This is a genomic window from Flavobacterium artemisiae (assembly GCF_042678225.1).
Taxonomy (GTDB): domain Bacteria; phylum Bacteroidota; class Bacteroidia; order Flavobacteriales; family Flavobacteriaceae; genus Flavobacterium; species Flavobacterium artemisiae.
The window spans coordinates 93,703-112,368 of sequence record NZ_JBHUDZ010000017.1; the positions used below are offsets into that span (position 1 = coordinate 93,703).

An 18,666-nucleotide genomic window follows, 5' to 3' on the forward strand; every position below is an offset into this window, starting at 1 on the left:
TATGAGCGTGGTACGTATTTTTATTATATTATTTTTTTTAAGTTTTGGATTGCAAGAGGTTCAAAGTCAGTCGTATCGTTTTAAAACTTCGGGTTTTAGTGTTTTACAGAAAAACGAAAGAGGAAAATGGGGCGAATGGTCTTCTCTTGATCTTGTAAATCTTTCGGTTGTTCTAGATACAGACAAACATAGAATTGTTGTTTATTCTCAGGAATTGCAGCTTTTTAATATTTTAGATTATATAGAAAGAGAAGAAAATGATACTGATATTGTTTATTCTTTTATGTGTAAAGACAATGACGGAATAGAATGCAAACTTTCTATCATAACAAGAAAAAAACAAGATTATAGAAAACAGTTATACATCAATTATGATGATCATATCATTGTTTATAATATTATTACTGTTTAGATTTTAATAAATATTCAAAATGAAAAATTCCAAATTCCAAGCACTAAAGCAATTGGAATTTGGAATTTTTTATTTGAAATTTAAAAAACTTATTGCGTTACAATAACTACAATTTTATTAAAATCAGCTGCAGCATTAATTACAGCTTTGTATTGATCGAAACTTGAAAGCGGATAGTTGATGATGTTATAAAACTCCGTATTCTCAACAATCACTTCATTTTTGTTCTGCGTGTATTTACTTGTAAAAGCAGCTTCTGTTTTACCGTCAAGATCGGTTTTAAAATCCATAACAAACTTATCTAAGTTTTTAATGGTCGCTCCGTCTGGAAGAAGGATTTTAATTTTTCTGGTGTAATAATGTGGATAATCAATTTCTATCGGAAGAAGACGCTTACTTTCCTGATAAAACTCCATTTGACGTCCGATTGTTTGTCCAACCGAAAACAAATAGTTGCCACCCGCTTTTTGAATCATGTCTTTACCGTCAAAAGTTAAATTTAACTGGTAAGGTTTCTTGCCGACAAATTCAGTACCGTCGTTTTCTGTAGTTAAGGTCTTATATTCGTTTTGCAGTGTATAATTTTCAGAAATAGACTTTAGCATCGTTTTGTATTGTTCTGCAGAAACAAAGTCTTTAATAGGCTGAAAATTCATACCAGAATAACCGCCGTAAGTCATTTTACTCGTAATTAACGGATTTTCTAAGTCCTTTGTAAAATCTACAGTAATATCCATAAAATCGTGTGTGATTTCTGTACCTGGAATTTCAATAAAATTAACCTCGCCAATTCCCATTGGTACGCCTGCAAAGATTTTTTCTTTTAAGAAAAGCCCGTTGTTGTTTCCTAAATAATTAGGGAAAAGCGGCAAACGATATTCAATTTCAGTAGGAGTAAGGTATTTTTTGATTGCTGGAAAGTAAAACAAAAACTCTGCTAAATTCTCATGACTTTCAAAATCTTTATCAAAAGGCACTTTATAACGGCTAGACGTAAAAACTAAGTTTTGCTCTATTTTAAAATATTTAAAAACAGCAATATACAGTTTTACAATATCGGGACTATTAGCTTGTTTTGTACTTAAAACTTCTGCAAGTGAAGATTTTGAATCAATATATTTATCGTAGATAATCGTTTTTTTGATTTTGTTCTCGATATTCCAAATCTGTTCCTGAGTGTCTTTTGACTGCGGAATACTGCTGCAAAAATTGGCAATAGCTTTTTCTTGTTTTTTGTCTAAAACAGGATTAACAATCTCGTACGTACTCGTCGCATATTCTTTAAAACTATTTAAATTTCTGGCACCGCTGTACAAGTTTGTATCTAGTTTGTAACGGAATAATTTTACGCGAACATCCCAATTAGAATATTGTTCGTCATCTTTTAATGCTGGCGTATCTTTTTCGCTTACACGAAGGATTCTTTTGTGTTCTAATGTTTTTTCATCCAATTCAGGTTCGCTTAAACCGTTGTATGATTTTGTTTTAAAAATCAAATGTTCCGGATAAATAAGTTCAAAACTAGAAGCGGCGATCGGAAATTCGTCTTGCAGTTTTACCGTATTTCCTTTTAAATTCGGCATTTCCTGTAAAACGTATAATTTCTCTATAACGGCACCTTTTTCAAGACCGTTTATAGCAAAATAGTTGTATTTCATTCCTTTTTCTTCATCGATCTCTTCTTTGATATCCTTTTTATCCAAAGTGATTATTTTACCGCTTTTTAAGATTACACGAAGCTTGTTTATAATGATATTAGCCTGATCGCCGATAGGAATGTAAACTTTATTATTTCTTTCGATCGCATCGTCAGAATTGATATATTTTTTCTCGTGAATTAAACGATATTGAACAGACGAATTTTTATCGACCGCAATTTCAATTTTAATTGTACGGTTTAAAATGAATTCTTTTTCATTTTCATAATTTTTCGGAACTTCTATTTTAGTGTCTTTAGCGTCCCAGTCGTAATTTTTAAAACTATAATCTTGTCCAAAAAAGACCGTAGAGCATAGTAATGCAATAAAAGTTAAAATACTTTTGAGGAAGTGTTTTTTCATTATTTTTCTAATAAAATTATGGTTTCGTTGTAGTTGGTTTTTAGTTTTTTGATGGTTTCATTCCAAGGCTCAAAATCATTTTGATTCAACATCATTTTCTTTAATGTTATGTTGGCTGTGAGCTGTAAATTATTGCCTTTCAATTCGTATGAAAATTTAATTTTTAAATAATCATTTTCTAAATCAAAGTTTTTAGGAAGATATTTAACTGAATAATTTGCCGGAATTTTTAAAGTATAGACGCTGTTAAACTGAGTCAGATATTCGAATTCGTATTGTGCCACACGATCTTTTTCGATCAATGCTTTTTCCAGAATTTTATCTAAAAACAAATTCAAATAAATCTCTTTATCAACCTTAACCAGATAATTATCAAGCTCAAAATTGTAATCTATGCTGTACGGAAGATCTTTATTATTTAGATTTTCTTCTTTAAAATCTTTAAGATTGAATTTGTTATTTCCTTTAATAACAAGCGCTCGTATCATATCTAAACGCGCTTTATTAACCGCGTCGCCGATCTGCATTAAAGTATGGCTTCTGTTATAACCATAACGATCTACTCTTGCAGTTCCTAATAATTTAGAACCAGAAATAGTCAATTGAATATTTTCTTCGATTTTGTTTTGATCGGCAGAAACCGTTGGAACAGGATAAATTTTATATTGATCGTTTTCACTAAATAATACTTCTTTGCCTTGAATAAAAGCCGTCGGGATTCCGTATCGGGTTTCTTTATCTGTTCCGTCTAGGAAAATATAATTTTCATCTTTTTTGTAAATGGCAATCATATGATTATCTACAGAAGGCGTGGCCAAATCTTTGTATGAATACGGAATAGATCGCGTACCAATCCAGGCAACCGTTACGTTTTTAATACCGGCGTATTGCGCCATGCACGAAATAATGCTCGACATATCTTTACAATCGCCAAACTTTCTATGAAAAACCAAACTTGCCTCACGCGGAATAAATCCTTCATAACCATTTTCAAAAGCAATGTATTTGATGTTTTCTTTTACCCAATAAAAAATGCTTTTTACTTTTTCTTCTTCGGTGTTTTTGTCTTTTGTAATTTCAAGCGTTAAAGCTTTTAAATCGGCATCTTCGGTCTTGTTCAGGTCTTTAACAAATTGTCTGTAATAATTAAACAATTCTGCCACATCTCCTAAAACAGGCGTTGTTTTATTGTTTACGGTATATTCTTTAATGTAAAAATCGATATGCGGTACTTGATACAAATATCCTGGTGCATTTTGTTCAAACTTAATTGGTTTTATATCAGATGATTCCCAACGATGAATCCATTTGCCTTTTTTTTCAGTTTTAGAATACGAAATAGTATTGTTTGGATCATTGAAGATTTTATAATCTATTACCACATTTTTATCTGTTTTTACTTCTAAAACACTCGATTGTACTGGCATATAACTGCCAAATATAAACTTGTGCAAAAGATGCGGATCTAAAAATTGTGTCTGATAATTGTACACCTTTTTGGCACCCGGCTCCATGTTCGGAAAAACCAGCTGACGCTCTTTTACATCATTATAAAAAATCGAACTCTGCTGTGATTGCTTCTCTAAAGATTGTGTAACTTTTATTTTTTTGTCTTTTCCATTTTCGTTTACAACCGTGTAGGCATCATAATTTTTTAATTGAACAAGATCCGAATACGAAAATGATTCTTTGTTATTTATGATGCCGTTTTGGCTTAAAATCATAGATTCAAAATGATTGTCCTGAATGATTTTTAAGCCATTACTTTCAATAGAAATATCATAAGATTCTGTATTAGAAACAATAATTTCATTGTAATCCGGATACAGGTTTTTAATATCTGAAAACGATTTTTGAGCTGTAACTAAAACAGTATTAAAAGCAATAAGCAATAAGTAAACAAAAGGTTTATTTGATAATACCGACCAATTCATCAGAATCATATTTTTTGGTTTCTACAAGTTTTCCGGCATTATAAAGTAAACTATCGCCATGTAATTCGTCTTTTTTGATTGAAATGCTCGCCCAAAGCTGACCATCTTCTTTAAAATATTCTTGTTTACCATCGTATTCATTGTTTACAAAATTTTCTTTTTTGTAAACTTTTCCACTAGGATAGTATTCAGTACGAGCTCCGTCAAGAACATCATCTTTATAAGAACATTCATAATCTGGTTTTCCTTCAGCATTATTGATCACAAATTTACCTTGTAAGTTTCCTTTGTTTACATTAAACTGAATAGCTGTTTTACCATTTGGATACATTGAAGAAATTGCCGCTGTCTGGTTCTCAATTATCACTTTTTCGTTCAATTCGCCCGTTTTGCTTTTTCTGATATAGAATTTAGGAGTATCATTTTCATAATTTACAATTAAAACTGGCTCTCCTTTTTGATTGTAATAAGTTGAATTTCCGTTATGAAGATCGTTTAAATATTCGCTTTCAACCATTTTGGTTTTATTGTTGTAATAACGAATTGTTTTACCATTTTCAACTCCAAAAGTATATTCTAAAGTAAGTCTTAGGTTTCCAACATAGTCATAATATTTATTTAGACCGTTAAGTTTTCCATTGTAATAATTAGTCTCCACTAAAATAGATCCTGTCGGGCTGAATTTCTTGTATACATTTTGAAGCACACCGCTTTTAAATTCATTTTCAAGCATTTTAGTTTTATACTTGTCCATAACATCTAGTTTGCCATGCAGCAGGCCATTTTTATAATTGCCATTTTTGGTATAAATCCCGTTACCATATGATATGCTGAATTGACCGTTTTTGTTTTTAAAATCGATATTGTTTTCCTGTTTTTCTGAAGTATCAAATGATTTCAATTTTGTTGGAACATTAGCGATAAAAGATTCAATTCTTAAAATTTTCCCATTTTGTCTGTAAGTGATTTTATCGTAGCCGACTTCGTTATCGATGACATAACCTTCAGAGTTTAAAGTTCCGTCAGAATAAAACGTTTTAAAAGGCCCATTCTGATCGCCTTTTTCGTAATTGTAAACCTGGCTTAATTTGTTATCTGTATACACTTCGTACAAACCATCTAGAACATCATTTTTTTCGTTGTAAATACTTGAAATTGTTCCGTTTGATTTATAATTTGTCGTAACACCATTTGTTTTTCCGTTAGCATAAAATTCTTTAAGACGAAGAATTCCAGAATCATATAAATAAGTCCATTCTCCAGCTTTTTTACCTTTTTCAAAAGCACCTTTAATTCTTTCGCTGCCGTCAAAGTTCTTTACTTCAAAAAACTTTTTCAAACTAGTTTCTGAACCTTTTGGATTCGCTGCAGTATATTGAAAACTAGTTTTTAATTCGCCTCCTTTATATTTTTCTACAAAATACTTGTTTCCGTCGTTATCAAAGCAGTCATAGCTTTCCATTTCCTCCTTATCATTGTAATTCGTTTCGTATTTTTTCTTGCCATTTTCGGCATAATCGATCGTTTTTACAATTTTTCCCGCATTATAAATACTTTCTCTTTTTAAAGTTTTATTGGGATAATATGATTTGTAACTTCCTTCGATTAAACCGTTTTTGTAAACAGCTTCAGATTTCGTTGTTTTTCCGTCAAAATACTCTACGTAATTACCTTCAATTTTGTCATTTGCACACATGTAATTTTCAGTAATATCACCAGCTTCATTATAGCGTATAAATTTTCCGCTCAGTTTATCATCTGTATAGTCAATTTCGTTTTTCTTACTGCCATCTTCATGCAGGCAGATTAATGTGCCGTTTCTTTTACCATTTGTAAAATTTGCTTCACATTGTTTACCGCCATTAGGGTAATAAGAAGTGCTCATACCGTCTAAAATATCCTCTTTATAATTTTCCGTCATCGAGATATTACCATTTGCATAATAAGTACTTCGAGTTCCGTTTACTTTTCCGGCTACGAAATTTTTCTCTTCAACAATTTCCCCTTTATCATTAAAATATTTTTGAGGTCCTTCTAAAAGCCCATTTTTAAAGTTTAATTCTCCTTTGAGATTTGCGTAATTGTCTAAGTATTTACATTTTCCTTCAAATGCGCCATTTATTTGTTTTCCTATAATATAAGGTCTTTCGTTGTCGATAGAAACAATAACTTCTTCGACTTTACCGAATAAATCCAGTTTTCTTTTTCCAAAAACAGACCAAAAATCTTTTTTAAGATAATCAGTTACAAAAGCGATTATTTTTTTCTTTTGTTTAGTTAACTCTTTACCAAGATTTTCTTCTAATGAAATTAAGCTGTAATAAGAATAAGCTTCAAGCTGATTTTGCTCAACCATTTGTTTTACCCACGGAATATAAGTCGTCTCAAAAAAGCCGTCGCCCATTTTATGTTCTAAGCTGTACTCGGCAATAGCTTGAATTTGTCTTGTGATTTTATCGTCAATGCTTGATTTAATTTTATATACCTTTTTTAAAGGAAGCTGATTTCTTAAAATAGTTTCAATTTCTTCAAAATTATCTCCCGATTTAGAGAATACTAATTTATTTTCAGACAAATAATTCTGACCATAATTAGCATTTAATGCACTAACAGCTTTAGTAGCATGCGGTCCAGTTGGAGCCAGCACCAAGTAAGTCATAAGAGCAAGAGTTCCCTCAGTAATTTTTCCATTTTCAAAAGCGGTTATTCCCAATAAATAATGAGAAGACGCGTGATTTGGATTATTGGTAATAATATTTTTTAAGATATCAACAGCTTTTTGAGGTTCGCCTTTTCGGATATAAAGCAAAGCGAAATTATATTGAAAAGGAGAGTAGTTAGGTAAGTATTTTTCTCCTTCTTTAAAAATCTTTTCAGAAGCTTCGTATTCTTTTTCGTCACTTAAGAAAACACCATATATCTGGAAAAGTTCCGGACTTTCGATCATTTTTCCTTTTGAATACAAATCTTCTAAGAAAGCTCGTAACTCTGTTTTCTTTTCCTGCGCACTAAGTGTAAGTGCAATCTCATATTGTGCATCGAGGTATTTTGGATCTATTTTACTGATTCTCTGATATTCTTTTAAAGCTTCGTCATATTTTTTTTCATTGTGAAGACGAATACCTTTTCTAATAATTGAATCGTTATTGTAAACGAAAGCATAATCAGTTTGGGAGTAGTTTTTTGAAAATGAAACTAGTAAAAACAGCAGTAAAATTTTTTTCATTGCAGCGATTTAGGTTTTTCCAAATATAGAAATTTTAACCAAATCCCCACTGCATATAGGTATTTCTTTATTAATTATTTTGAAAAAAATTACATAATTAACATTAATTGTTTTATAATTTCAATGTCATGTAAATTGATTTTGAAAGTGATTTAATGTTAATATTTTGTATTTCAGTAAGTTGTGTTGCTTGTTCGGCGAATGTTATTCTATATCTTTGATAAATTCATCATACTCTAAATAGAACATTTCGAGCGCATGCATTTTTTCATTGAAAAAATCAAAAATGGCATCCCAATTATTGCGATTGCTAAAACCAACACCTTGTTTTTCGACCCATATTCTGCTGATCGTTTTACCGCTTTCTAGGGTATAATTCTTTTCGAAAACCAAATCTTTAATAAATTCGTCTTCTAAAATGCCTTTTAAAGCTTCTAATTTTTCAAAATAAGCAAGACGTTTTTCTTCGCTTCGCTGTTCAATATCAATTAAAACCTGTGCTTTTTTATTGTCAACAAAAAACTTAAAGGAGAAATCTTTTATTTTGGTATCGTACAAAACCCATTTGCGTGGATATTTTTCTGCAAACGCAACCCAAAATTCTCTTTTAATTCGTTGTGATTCTTCTCTGCTGTACATTTTTTAAGGCTTTAATATCAGAAAACTTGCGGTACTGCGTTTTCTGGAGTATATTTATGTTTTATTTAAAAGTACAAAAATAAGCTTTGATTATGAATTTTCAAGACTTTTTACAATATGTTCCTGATATAATTCCTGTAGAATTGCCAGCCATTTCGTCTCATTTAAAAATGGCGCCTAAAGAACGTATCGAAGGATTAAAAAATCTTGATATAGGAGCCTTAAATGCGAGAATGGCGGGAGTAATGATGTTGTTCTACCCAAAAGAAGGCAAGACACATTTAGTTTTGATTGTTAGAAATACGTACAATGGCGTTCATTCGGCTCAAATTGCTTTTCCAGGCGGTAAGTTTGAAAATGATGATTTTAATCTTGAAAATACGGCGTTGAGAGAAACTCATGAAGAAATCGGAGTTGATCGGGAGAAAATAGAAGTTATAAGACATTTTACACCAATGTATATTCCGCCAAGTAATTTCTTGGTACATCCGTTTTTAGGAATTGCAAAAGAGGAACTTACTTTTTATCCCGACATACGAGAAGTTGCTGCGATTATCGAATTGCCTTTGAATGTTTTTTTAAATGACGAAATTATTATTGATGCCAGATTATCAACTTCTTACGGGCCAAATATTTTAGTGCCGGCTTTTAATATTCAAAATCATGTTGTTTGGGGAGCAACTGCAATGATTTTGAGCGAATTGCGCGATGTCTTGAAATTAGTATTGAATGAAAAATCGTAATGATAAAAATTTAACAATTTGATATTCATTTTGATAATCATTAATTAAGGAAATTGCATTATAGTATGGGTAAAAGAATAATTTTTGTATGTTTGCGAACTCACAAAAAAAATAAGATTAATTAGTTATGGGATTGTTTAAACGAAATCCTTTCGGTCATATATTATTCATCAAGAAATGGTTAATCCGTATTTTGGGTGCCATGACGCATAGAAGATATCGAGGTTTTAACGAATTACAGATTGAAGGATCTGAAATTATTAAAACACTTCCCGATACTAATGTTTTATTTATTTCCAATCATCAGACTTATTTTGCCGATGTTGTGGCAATGTTTCATGTCTTTAACGCAAGTTTATCAGGACGTCAAGATACTATTAAGAACATTGGTTATTTGTGGCAGCCAAAAATGAATATTTATTATGTAGCCGCTAAAGAAACAATGCAGGCAGGTTTACTGCCAAGAATTTTAGCTTATGTTGGTGCGATTACTGTAGAAAGAACTTGGCGTGCAAAAGGAGTTGACGTTACAGAAAAACGTGAAGTAAACCCAAATGATACCGAAAATATTAAAATTGCACTAGAAGACGGCTGGGTAATTACTTTTCCGCAGGGAACTACAAAATCGTTTAAACCAGTTCGTAAAGGAACGGCTCACATTATAAAACAGCATAAACCAATTGTAATTCCGATTGTTATTGACGGTTTCCGCCGTTCTTTTGATAAAAAAGGATTACGAATGAAAAAGAAAAATATCCTTCAATCGTTTATTATCAAAGAACCACTTCAAATTGATTATGAGAACGATACAATTGATGAAATTGTAGAAAAAGTAGAATACGCTATCGAACAGCACCCTTCATTCTTAAAAGTTATTCCAGCAGAAGAAATTAAAGTGCAGGAAGAACTTAATCAAATGAGACGCTGGGATTACTAGTTATTTCTGATTTTATATTTTAGAGTTTAGATTTTGTTTCAGGTTTGAAAACTTAGAGACTTAGTTTCTTAGTTGCTCAGAATCTTTTAAACTAAAAATCTATTTTCTTTAGTTCTTTATAATTTGCATATAATCTGCGTAATAAAGTTCCGTACACTAATCTGTAAATACACCAGAATAATCCAAAAAAGCCTAATATTATAATAATAAGTATTCCTACCGTAAAGAACATTGCTTTTCCATTTTCAGCAAGTTTATCTCTTAAAAATGCCATGTCTGGATTGTAAACAAAAGCAATAAAATAGGCTAAAATCGCAGTAACTACGATAATTCCTAAATTATACCACACATAATACTGAACAGTTTTACGGGTTCTTAAAATAGCGCTCATCAATGATTTTGTGGCAACTGTAGTAGAAATCGTTTTGTAATTTTTATAGAAAATGTACACAAAAATTAGAACGACAACATAATTAAAATAAGTTAATAAGTTAAGGGCAGTAACAATTTCAGGATGATTTATTTTCTGTAATACATCATCTGTATTGATAAACAAGTTTGAAAAAGTCCAAAAGGAAATCTCCAAAATGCTTATAATCAAAATCCATTTTACAATAGAAGATGATTTTCTGTGAATCATTTTGTAAATCTCCATTTCAGAAATCTGCGCAAAAGAATCCGAGTTCTTTTTCCAGTCTTTTTTTAGTAAATCCAGTTCTTTCATATATATCTTTTAGGGATTTAATATTTTTTTAAGTTTCCCTTTTATTCTGTTCATTTTTACGCGGGCATTTACTTCGCTGATTCCTAGGGTTTCGGCTATTTCCTGATAATCTTTGTCCTCAAGATACATAAATACCAATGCTTTTTCAATATCATTTAATTGATAAACCGCTTTGTACATCAATTTAATTTGTTCTTCCTCTTCATAATTGTAATCTACATCTTTTACAAAATACTGCTGGGTTTCATAATCTACGGTAGATATGGTTCTTTTGGTTTTACGGTATAAAGTAATTGCTGTATTTAGAGCGACACGGTATGTCCAAGTAGAAAATTTACTATCGCCGCGAAATTTTGGATAAGCTTTCCAGAGCTGAATAGTAATTTCTTGGAAAAGGTCTTTATGAGCATCTTCGCCAGCAGTATATAATCTACAAATCTTGTGGATTATATTCTGATTTGCCTGCAGCTGCGCAACAAATGACTGTTCTAGATTTTCGCTCATATAGGTATTAGTAGCCTCGTGATTGGTTTTGTTACATTTCAAAAATAAAAAAAATAAAATTTTCTTTCTTTATTAGTTTTCTGAATAATTTTTATTTTTCTTTCCAACCTTTTGTTTAAAATCAGACTCTATATAGAAAAACACGGCTTATGAAAAAACTATTACTTTTTCTTTTTATGTCTTCACTTGGTTTCTCGCAGACTTTGTATAAAGGTAATGTGAGTGAAAATGGAATTGGAATTCCTGGTGCGAGAATCTGTATATTGTACACACAACGCTGTACAACATCTGATTTTGATGGAAATTATTCTATCGAAGTAGTAAAAGGAGACCAGCTTGAGATTTCTTACATAGGTATGAAAACTAAAATAATAAAAATTACCGAAAGCGAATTGGTAAATAATAGCGAGCGAGTGGCTCCAATTGTAAGTGGTGATTATGTTAAAAAACTCAAGAAATATAATGATTCGATTAAGGTATCGAAGCCTTCAGGTTATTTTGAATTCAATCTTGTTAATGATTTACAGTATGAGGGGATAATCAATATAACCAAAAAAAATAATGGTCTCTATGAATTGAAAGACCGTTATCAATACGATAAATTATCATTTGAGATTAATCAGGAATACATTTACTCTACACCCATACGTCTTCCGGAATATCAAAAAACGCATGCGCAGGGAAGAAGTTTAAACGGAAATGTGAATTATCAATCTTCGGAGACAAATGAAATTTTCAGCTGGGGTCCAAATGTTAATACACTGCAATATGCTCAAAATTCCTCAGAATATTATCCGCAGGGCGATATAGAAAACAGAACTACTGCTGGAGCACCGCAATTACAACTATATAATCCGAATCGTTTTTTTAGAAATACGGAGAATTCAAAAACAGCATTTACGGCTCAGGCTGAAAGTTGGAAGGGAAATTATCTGAAAGTAAACTTTGCCTATAAAAGAGGGAATATCGCAATACCGAATTCCTTAAATCATGAAAGCAGCACTTCTTTAAAATATTTTAGAAGAGTTTCAGGCTTTGGCAAAATAGAAACACTTTTAACCTATAACGATTTTGAAAATAATTTTTCTAATGCCAATTTCGGAGTTAATAAAGTTGTTTTTGCCAATGCCGTAACACCGATTCATTTTGATAATAAAATAGCTTCTGTTTTGCAGAATGGTTCGCAGCGCAGTTTTTCTAGATTTGAAAATAATCCGTATTATCTTTCTCAGAATAATTTGGATAAAAATAAAAGTAAAACACTGTCTTTCAATTTTAATCATAAATATGAAAGAAATGAAAATTACAACAGCGTAAATGCTAGTTTTCAGTCCTCTGAAATAAAAAATGAAAGCGGTCAAAGCTTTTACACTGCCGGAATTATTGAACCCAATTTTAATAATAGAATTGAAAAATATAAAAGTTTTTCGGTTTCAGATGTTTATAAGCATACTTTTGAATATAATAAAAATGTCGAATCAAAGATTGATATGAGATATCAGCAAAGAGATTTATTTCGTCATTATTTTAGCGGGTTTGCATCTGTAGATGATTTTCCTAAAAATGCAGTGTCTCAGAATAAATTTGACGTTTCTCAGGATAGGTTCGAGGTTCTTTTTAATGTAAATGGTTCTTATTATATTGATCACGCACCCTTTTACGATAACGAAATTGTTCTTAAAGCAAGTTCAGATTTGAATTATTCATCAACTGTAAAAAACAATCTGATTCCGGGTTATTTGGTTTCGGCTGAATTTAGAAGGCTTTTGGATGAAGATCTTTCACTGAAAATCAGTAATACCTATACAGAAGCTGAGCCTTCGCTTCAAAATAATAATTTAAATTTCAATTCGCTTCAATATCGTTTAGATCAATTCAAACAGCTTCAGAATAATCTGGAACTTTTTGCATCCAAAAATGCGGTTACGACCAGTGAAAACAGTATAAATTTCGATCTGACATACAGAATAAACAGTGGTTGGAGTTTGTTTTTAAACTATTATTACAAGAAAGTTCAAAATTTATATGCCCCAGTTTATGCTTTAAATTCAGTAAACTGGTCGCCAAGCGTTGATTACAAACAAAAAGGAATCGAATTTACATTTGAGCATTTAGGCGGCTACTACAATGATTTTAAATATAATTTTAATCTAAATTTCACCTATTACAGAAATGAAGTTACAGCACTTTTGAACAACGAGTCCAGACTTCCGTTTGCAGGTTTTTCGGATATTAATAAAAATTATATTGTGGGACAGCCTTTGGGATTAATTGTTGGGAATGGTTATTTAAGAGATGCCAATCAAAATGTTGTTATTGATGAAGACGGTTTTCCTATAAAAGATTCGCAGCCAAAAATTTTAGGAAATCCAAATCCAGATTTTGTAGTGGGCTTTTTTAATACTTTTCAATACAAGAGTTTTACGCTGAACCTTTCTTTTGATTGGAGTCAGGGCGGTAAACTTTGGAACGGCACGCAGCAGACTTTAAATTATTATGGAAAATCGGCTGTTACAGGCGAACAGCGTAATACAATCAATTACGTTTTTGATGGAGTTACGCAATCGGGGCTTCAAAACACCAAAGCAGTTTCATTTTATGATGCCAATCTTCCTGTTGAGCAAAACAGATGGGCAAGATATGGAGTCGGCGGTGTTGCAGAAGATGCTATCGAAGACGCGACTTATTTCCGGTTGAACTCGGTTAATTTATCTTTTTTAAGCGGTTACAGTCGCTCAGACAAAAAGATAGAATTTAAGATTTCTTTATTTGTAAATAACGTTTTTGTTTTGGCTAAAAGTAAATCGGCTTTTGCTTCTAATGCAATGTTTAGTTCAGTAGATACAAGTGGTTTAGATTATTTCAATTCACCAATGATGCGCAGTTTTGGTTCAGCTTTAACAATTAAATTTTAAGATAATGAAAAAAATATACTTCTTGTTTTTAGTGGCTTTTCACATCTTATCGGCTCAAAATATAGAATCAGATTGGAATTCGGTTTATAAAAAATCGATTTCAGAAAAAGTCTATCTTCAATTGAATAGCGTGTTGTACGCACCTGGAGAAACCGTTTATTTTAATGCCTTTGTTACCGAAGCAGAAAATACTCCAAGTTTTTTAAGTAATTATCTGTATGTTGATCTATTTGATGGAAGCAATAAAAAAATAGCAAGCCAGATTTATACTATCGAAAATGGAACTGCCCCGGGAGCTTATGTTATTCCTGAAAGCAGTGTTTCTGGACTTTATACGATAAAGGCGTACACAAAAAATCAGAGTCAGGTTTTGGACCCTATTTTTGAAAAAACATTTTTTATACAAAAAGTAGTTTCTCCAAGAATTTTAATGACTTTGGATTTTAAGAAAAAAGCTTACGGAAAGGGAGAAATTTGTGAAGCCGCTTTTGAATTGAAAAACTTAGAAAGCCAGCCTATCAGGAATTATGTATTTGAATATGATGTTTTTGTTGAAGGGAAGAAAATAAAATCTCTAAAAGGAAAAACAGATGATTCAGGGAAAGCGTTGATTAGTTTTGCCCTTCCAATTGATTTAAAATCAAATGACGGAATTTTGAATGTAATGCTGGATTATGATAATTTCAAAGAATCGGTAACACGTTCTATACCAATCAATCTAAATTTTGTAGACCTTCAGTTTCTTCCTGAAAGCGGTAATATGGTTTTAAACGAAAAATCGTCTTTATTTTTTATTGCAAAAAATGAATTCGGATTGCCAATGGACATTTCCGGGTTTATTGAAGATGAAAAGGGCAGCAAAATTTCTGAATTTAAAAGCGATCATGACGGAATGGGAAATGTGGTTCTAAAAACAGAAAGCAATAAAAAATATTTTGCCGTTTTGACTTCTCCATTTCAATCTAAAGAAAAAATAGAACTGCTCGAAGCTCAAAATGATGTTTATGTAATAAATGCTGAAAAACATTCTGAAAAAGTTTCCTTAAACATTTATGCGCCTTTATCGATAAACGCTAAAATCTGGGTTAGAAACACTGTTAAAATCCATAAAAGTATGAATGTAGATTTAAGACAAGGCTGGAATACTTTTGACATAAGAACCAAAGAACTTCCTGTCGGAATACAGTCTTTTTCGTTAGTAATTGAGAATAAAATTATTGCTGAAAGATTGGTTTTTATCAATTATCAGGACGGATTGAAAATAGAAATCAAAACCGATAAACAAACTTATCTGCCAAGAGAAAAAGTAAAAGTTTCGATAGAAACCAAAGATAAAAATAATATGCCGATAGCGTCTAATCTTTCGGTTTCGGTCGTAGATTCAAAACTTTTGACTTATATAGATGATAAGCAGGATAATATTTTATCATGGCTTCTTCTGGGAACAGAACTAAAAGGTAAGATTCACGAACCAAGATTTTATTTTGATGAAAACAAAAAACAAGAAGAAAGAGAAAAAGCAATTGATTTGCTTTTAAATACGCACGGCTGGAGAAAATACAATCAGGAGAACCTTCAAAATTTAGTAAAACAGGCTAAAAATTTTAAACCAGAAAAAAGTAATGCTATTGAAGGATTTATTTTAAATCATAACGGAAAACCTGCTTCAGCAAGAGTGCTCTTGTTTACAGACAAAGGAAAAGTTTATGAAACCAAAAGTAATTCCAGCGGTTATTTTGAATTTAATCTAGTACATTTTTCTGATTTAGGATATTTGGCTGTAGAAGGCAGAAGCAAAGATGATTACATTATCAAAAATTCAATAATGCATCAGAAGGATTTTGCTGTTATGAAAGATACACTTTCTAATTCTGTTACTAGTTCTATAGATTATGATTACAAAACACAAAAGCAAACTACAAAAGAAAATGGAGTTATAAAAGGCAAATCAGTTTCTTTAAATGCTGAAAATAATTCTCTTAACGAAGTTTTGGTTGTGGGTTACGGCACAATGAACAAAAAAGATATTACGGCAAGCGTTGTTAGAATTACTGCTCAGGAAATTTCAAACACGCTTAACGGCAGAGCAGCAGGTTTACAGATTGGAGCGGCTTCTGGACAGGCTGGTATTGCTGATAAAGTTGTAATACGAGGTACAAGTTCTATCTATGGCAGCAGGTCTGGAGGCCAGCCTTTAATTGTCATAGATGGTATTCCGTATGTAAATAATGAGAATTCTTCTATTTTTGGAAGTCTTCCCTCAGACGCTATAGCCTCTGTCGTTATTTTAAAAGATGCCGCTGCAACTTCTATTTATGGTTCGTCTGCTGTAAATGGCGTAATTGTGGTCACAACAAGATATAAATTATACCAGGGAAGAATTTTCCTAGGCCCAAAATACCATTATACCTTTCAAAACATTAGTAAATCAGGATATAGAACTATAAATGAAGCAACGCGTTTTTATGCTCCAAAATATGAATCTACATACGTAGAAGAAAAAACAGATTTTAGAAGCTGTATTTATTGGAATTCTATTGTTCAAACCAATAATAGCGGAAAAGCAGATTTTGAGTTTTATACTTCTGATGATAACACTTCGTTTAAAATTATTGCAGAAGGAGCTTCATATAAAGGAGATTTAGGAAAATCAGAATCTGTATTTGCAGTAAAAGAATTAATTCAGAGTGATGTAAAAGTTCCCGTTTATGTTTCGCAGGAAGACCTTGTAATGATTCCCATTTGGCTCAAAAATAATTCCGCTCAAAATATAACATTAGATGGCAGTCTGCTTTTTCAGAAGCAGAAAATAGATTTTCAGGATTTAAAAATTGAATTGGGTCCAGAAGAGTCCAAAACGATTTATGTTCCGTTTATGGCAAATAAAAGGGGTAAAAATCTGCCTTTAGAAATTAATTTAACAGCAGAAAATTTCAAAACCAAAATCAAAAAAACAATCGATGTGTATGGTAAAGGTTTCCCTATGAATATTGATATTTCGGGGTCAAAATCACAGACAAAAGATTTTACAGTCACAGATCCATTGGCAGGTTCCATTGATACAGGTTTTAAATTATTTTATAATCCCTTGTCGTCTATTTTTGATAGTTTAGAAAGTATGATGAGAGAACCTTATGGCTGCTTTGAACAGGTTTCGTCAACAAATTATCCAAATATTATGGCTATGCAGTTATTAAAGTTTAAAAATGTTTCGCCAGAGTTTAAAATTAAAGCATTAAAATTTTTAGAAAGTGGTTATCAAAAACTAAAAAATTATGAATCTAAAGAAGGAGGATTTGAATGGTACGGTGGAAATCCTGGCAATGAAGCTTTGACCGCTTATGGATTATTGCAATTTACTGAAATGCAAGATTTTGTCAATGTTGATAAAAAACTCTTAGAACGTTCTATGGATTGGATGAATTCAAGAAAAGATGATAGAGGAGGTTTCAAACAAAATCCTGCAAAATATGGATTTTCGGGTGTAAAATACGAAGTCAATAACGCTTATATTGTATATGTTTTATCTGAAATAGGAGGGATTGATTTAGAAAAACAATATGAAACGGCTTTAAAGGAAGCTTTAATGAGTAACGATTTATATCGTCTGAATCTTATGGCGCTGGCATCTTTCAATTTGAAAAAAACGCCCGAATATAAAAGCTTAATGACTTTGGTTAAAGCTGAAATCAAAAAGCGTGGTTTAAAAAATCTGCAGGCAGAACAATCTGTAATACACAGTTATGGAAAATCGATGAATATTGAAATTGTATCGCTGTATGCATTGGCGATATTAAAAGAGCAGCAGCTTACAAAAGATTTGTCAGATGTTTTAGATTATCTTCAAAGCAATAAAACGTCTTACGGATATGGTTCTACGCAGGCAACGGCGCTTACACTGAAAGTAATCACAGAGTTTACCAAAATGAATGTAAATACTTTTTTAGATACTGCTCAAATGACTTTGAATAACACGGCAGTTGATGTGACCAAAAAAGATCTTAATGGAAATGTGGTTCTTCAAGACTTAAAAGTTAATTCGGGCAAGAATAGTATTTCAGTTGAGATTCCGAATGAAAGTGCAGTTCCGTATTTGTTTTATGTGCAGTATCAAACTTATAAACCAAATAATTCTGAAGCCTGTAAACTTGTACTGAAGACAAAATCAGAAATTAATAAATTAAAAATAAGTCAAACGGCAAGAGTTGAAATCGAAGTGCAGAATAAAAGCGAAAAACAAGTCTCTAACCCAATTGCCAGAATCGGAATCCCAGGCGGATTTACACCAGAACCTTGGCAGTTGAAAGAATTAATGGAGAAAAATGTGGTAGATTACTATGAAATTTTTGGAAGCGAATTGGTTCTTTATTTTAGAAAGCTAGACGCAAAAGAAACTAGAAAAGTCAACATTGATTTAAAGGCGATAATTCCTGGGAAATACAAAGCAATTGCATCGTGCGCTTACTTGTATTATGAAAATGAACACAGAAACTGGAATTCGGGAATTGAGATTGAAGTAACTCCGTAAAGCACCAAAATCCTAACAGGTTTTAGAATCTGTTAGGATTTTTA

At 31.7% G+C, this 18,666-nt stretch carries 11 protein-coding genes; 5 read left to right on the forward strand and 6 right to left on the reverse strand.

Going from position 1 to position 18,666, the window contains the following annotated elements; translation table 11 throughout:
* Position 1: 1 nt before the first annotated feature.
* Positions 2-412: a hypothetical protein gene (locus ACFSC2_RS19355; RefSeq protein ID WP_379813908.1), complete on the forward strand. Its 411-nt coding sequence runs from the start codon at positions 2-4 to the stop codon at positions 410-412.
* Between the two features lie 89 nt (positions 413-501).
* Here ACFSC2_RS19355 and ACFSC2_RS19360 read toward each other — a convergent pair whose 3' ends face one another.
* From ACFSC2_RS19360 to ACFSC2_RS19375, 4 genes are all read right to left on the reverse strand, one after another.
* Positions 502-2,472, reverse strand: coding sequence for a DUF3857 domain-containing protein (locus tag ACFSC2_RS19360; protein WP_379813907.1), 1,971 nt, complete (start codon positions 2,470-2,472; stop codon positions 502-504).
* Positions 2,472-4,406, reverse strand: coding sequence for a DUF3857 domain-containing protein (locus ACFSC2_RS19365; protein ID WP_379813906.1), 1,935 nt, complete (start codon positions 4,404-4,406; stop codon positions 2,472-2,474). The genes ACFSC2_RS19360 and ACFSC2_RS19365 overlap by 1 nt, the downstream gene beginning before the upstream one ends.
* Complete coding sequence (locus ACFSC2_RS19370; protein ID WP_379813904.1) at positions 4,381-7,632, reverse strand: hypothetical protein; 3,252 nt, start codon at positions 7,630-7,632, stop codon at positions 4,381-4,383. Before ACFSC2_RS19370 ends, ACFSC2_RS19365 begins: the two co-directional genes overlap by 26 nt.
* A gap of 204 nt (positions 7,633-7,836) precedes the next feature.
* Positions 7,837-8,271 carry a DUF4268 domain-containing protein gene (locus ACFSC2_RS19375; RefSeq protein ID WP_379813903.1) on the reverse strand — a complete coding sequence of 145 codons (435 nt, stop codon included), beginning with the start codon at positions 8,269-8,271 and terminating at the stop codon, positions 7,837-7,839.
* A 92-nt stretch (positions 8,272-8,363) separates the two neighbouring features.
* Here ACFSC2_RS19375 and ACFSC2_RS19380 point away from each other — a divergent pair, with 92 nt between their 5' ends.
* The gene (locus tag ACFSC2_RS19380) at positions 8,364-9,014 is read left to right on the forward strand and encodes an NUDIX hydrolase (protein ID WP_379813902.1); all 651 of its coding nucleotides are present in this window, start codon (positions 8,364-8,366) and stop codon (positions 9,012-9,014) included.
* A gap of 127 nt (positions 9,015-9,141) precedes the next feature.
* Positions 9,142-9,951 (forward strand): lysophospholipid acyltransferase family protein, encoded by an 810-nt coding sequence (locus ACFSC2_RS19385; protein ID WP_379813901.1) that lies wholly within the window; start codon positions 9,142-9,144, stop codon positions 9,949-9,951.
* A gap of 91 nt (positions 9,952-10,042) precedes the next feature.
* Here the strand turns inward: ACFSC2_RS19385 and ACFSC2_RS19390 are convergent, their stop codons facing one another.
* Entirely contained in the window at positions 10,043-10,675 is a 633-nt protein-coding gene (locus ACFSC2_RS19390; RefSeq protein ID WP_379813900.1) for a hypothetical protein, read from the reverse strand.
* Between the two features lie 9 nt (positions 10,676-10,684).
* A complete protein-coding gene (locus tag ACFSC2_RS19395) occupies positions 10,685-11,179 on the reverse strand; it encodes an RNA polymerase sigma factor (RefSeq protein WP_379814306.1) in 495 nt (164 codons plus the stop codon).
* Between the two features lie 149 nt (positions 11,180-11,328).
* On the opposite strand from ACFSC2_RS19395, the gene ACFSC2_RS19400 reads away from it, so the two are divergent.
* A complete protein-coding gene (locus ACFSC2_RS19400) occupies positions 11,329-14,094 on the forward strand; it encodes a carboxypeptidase-like regulatory domain-containing protein (protein ID WP_379813899.1) in 2,766 nt (921 codons plus the stop codon).
* A 4-nt stretch (positions 14,095-14,098) separates the two neighbouring features.
* Entirely contained in the window at positions 14,099-18,622 is a 4,524-nt protein-coding gene (locus tag ACFSC2_RS19405) for a TonB-dependent receptor plug domain-containing protein (protein WP_379813898.1), read from the forward strand.
* The last annotated feature ends 44 nt before the right edge of the window (positions 18,623-18,666 follow it).

Excerpts from the sequence above, each read along its gene's own strand:
- ACFSC2_RS19385 (WP_379813901.1), top strand. The coding sequence starts at position 9,142 with ATGGGATTGTTTAAACGAAATCCTTTCGGTCATATATTATTCATCAAG.
- ACFSC2_RS19375 (WP_379813903.1), bottom strand. The coding sequence starts at position 8,271 with ATGTACAGCAGAGAAGAATCACAACGAATTAAAAGAGAATTTTGGGTT.
- ACFSC2_RS19400 (WP_379813899.1), top strand. The coding sequence starts at position 11,329 with ATGAAAAAACTATTACTTTTTCTTTTTATGTCTTCACTTGGTTTCTCG.
- ACFSC2_RS19405 (WP_379813898.1), top strand. The coding sequence starts at position 14,099 with ATGAAAAAAATATACTTCTTGTTTTTAGTGGCTTTTCACATCTTATCG.
- ACFSC2_RS19370 (WP_379813904.1), bottom strand. The coding sequence starts at position 7,632 with ATGAAAAAAATTTTACTGCTGTTTTTACTAGTTTCATTTTCAAAAAAC.
- ACFSC2_RS19395 (WP_379814306.1), bottom strand. The coding sequence starts at position 11,179 with ATGAGCGAAAATCTAGAACAGTCATTTGTTGCGCAGCTGCAGGCAAAT.
- ACFSC2_RS19355 (WP_379813908.1), top strand. The coding sequence starts at position 2 with ATGAGCGTGGTACGTATTTTTATTATATTATTTTTTTTAAGTTTTGGA.
- ACFSC2_RS19390 (WP_379813900.1), bottom strand. The coding sequence starts at position 10,675 with ATGAAAGAACTGGATTTACTAAAAAAAGACTGGAAAAAGAACTCGGAT.
- ACFSC2_RS19380 (WP_379813902.1), top strand. The coding sequence starts at position 8,364 with ATGAATTTTCAAGACTTTTTACAATATGTTCCTGATATAATTCCTGTA.
- ACFSC2_RS19365 (WP_379813906.1), bottom strand. The coding sequence starts at position 4,406 with ATGAATTGGTCGGTATTATCAAATAAACCTTTTGTTTACTTATTGCTT.
- ACFSC2_RS19360 (WP_379813907.1), bottom strand. The coding sequence starts at position 2,472 with ATGAAAAAACACTTCCTCAAAAGTATTTTAACTTTTATTGCATTACTA.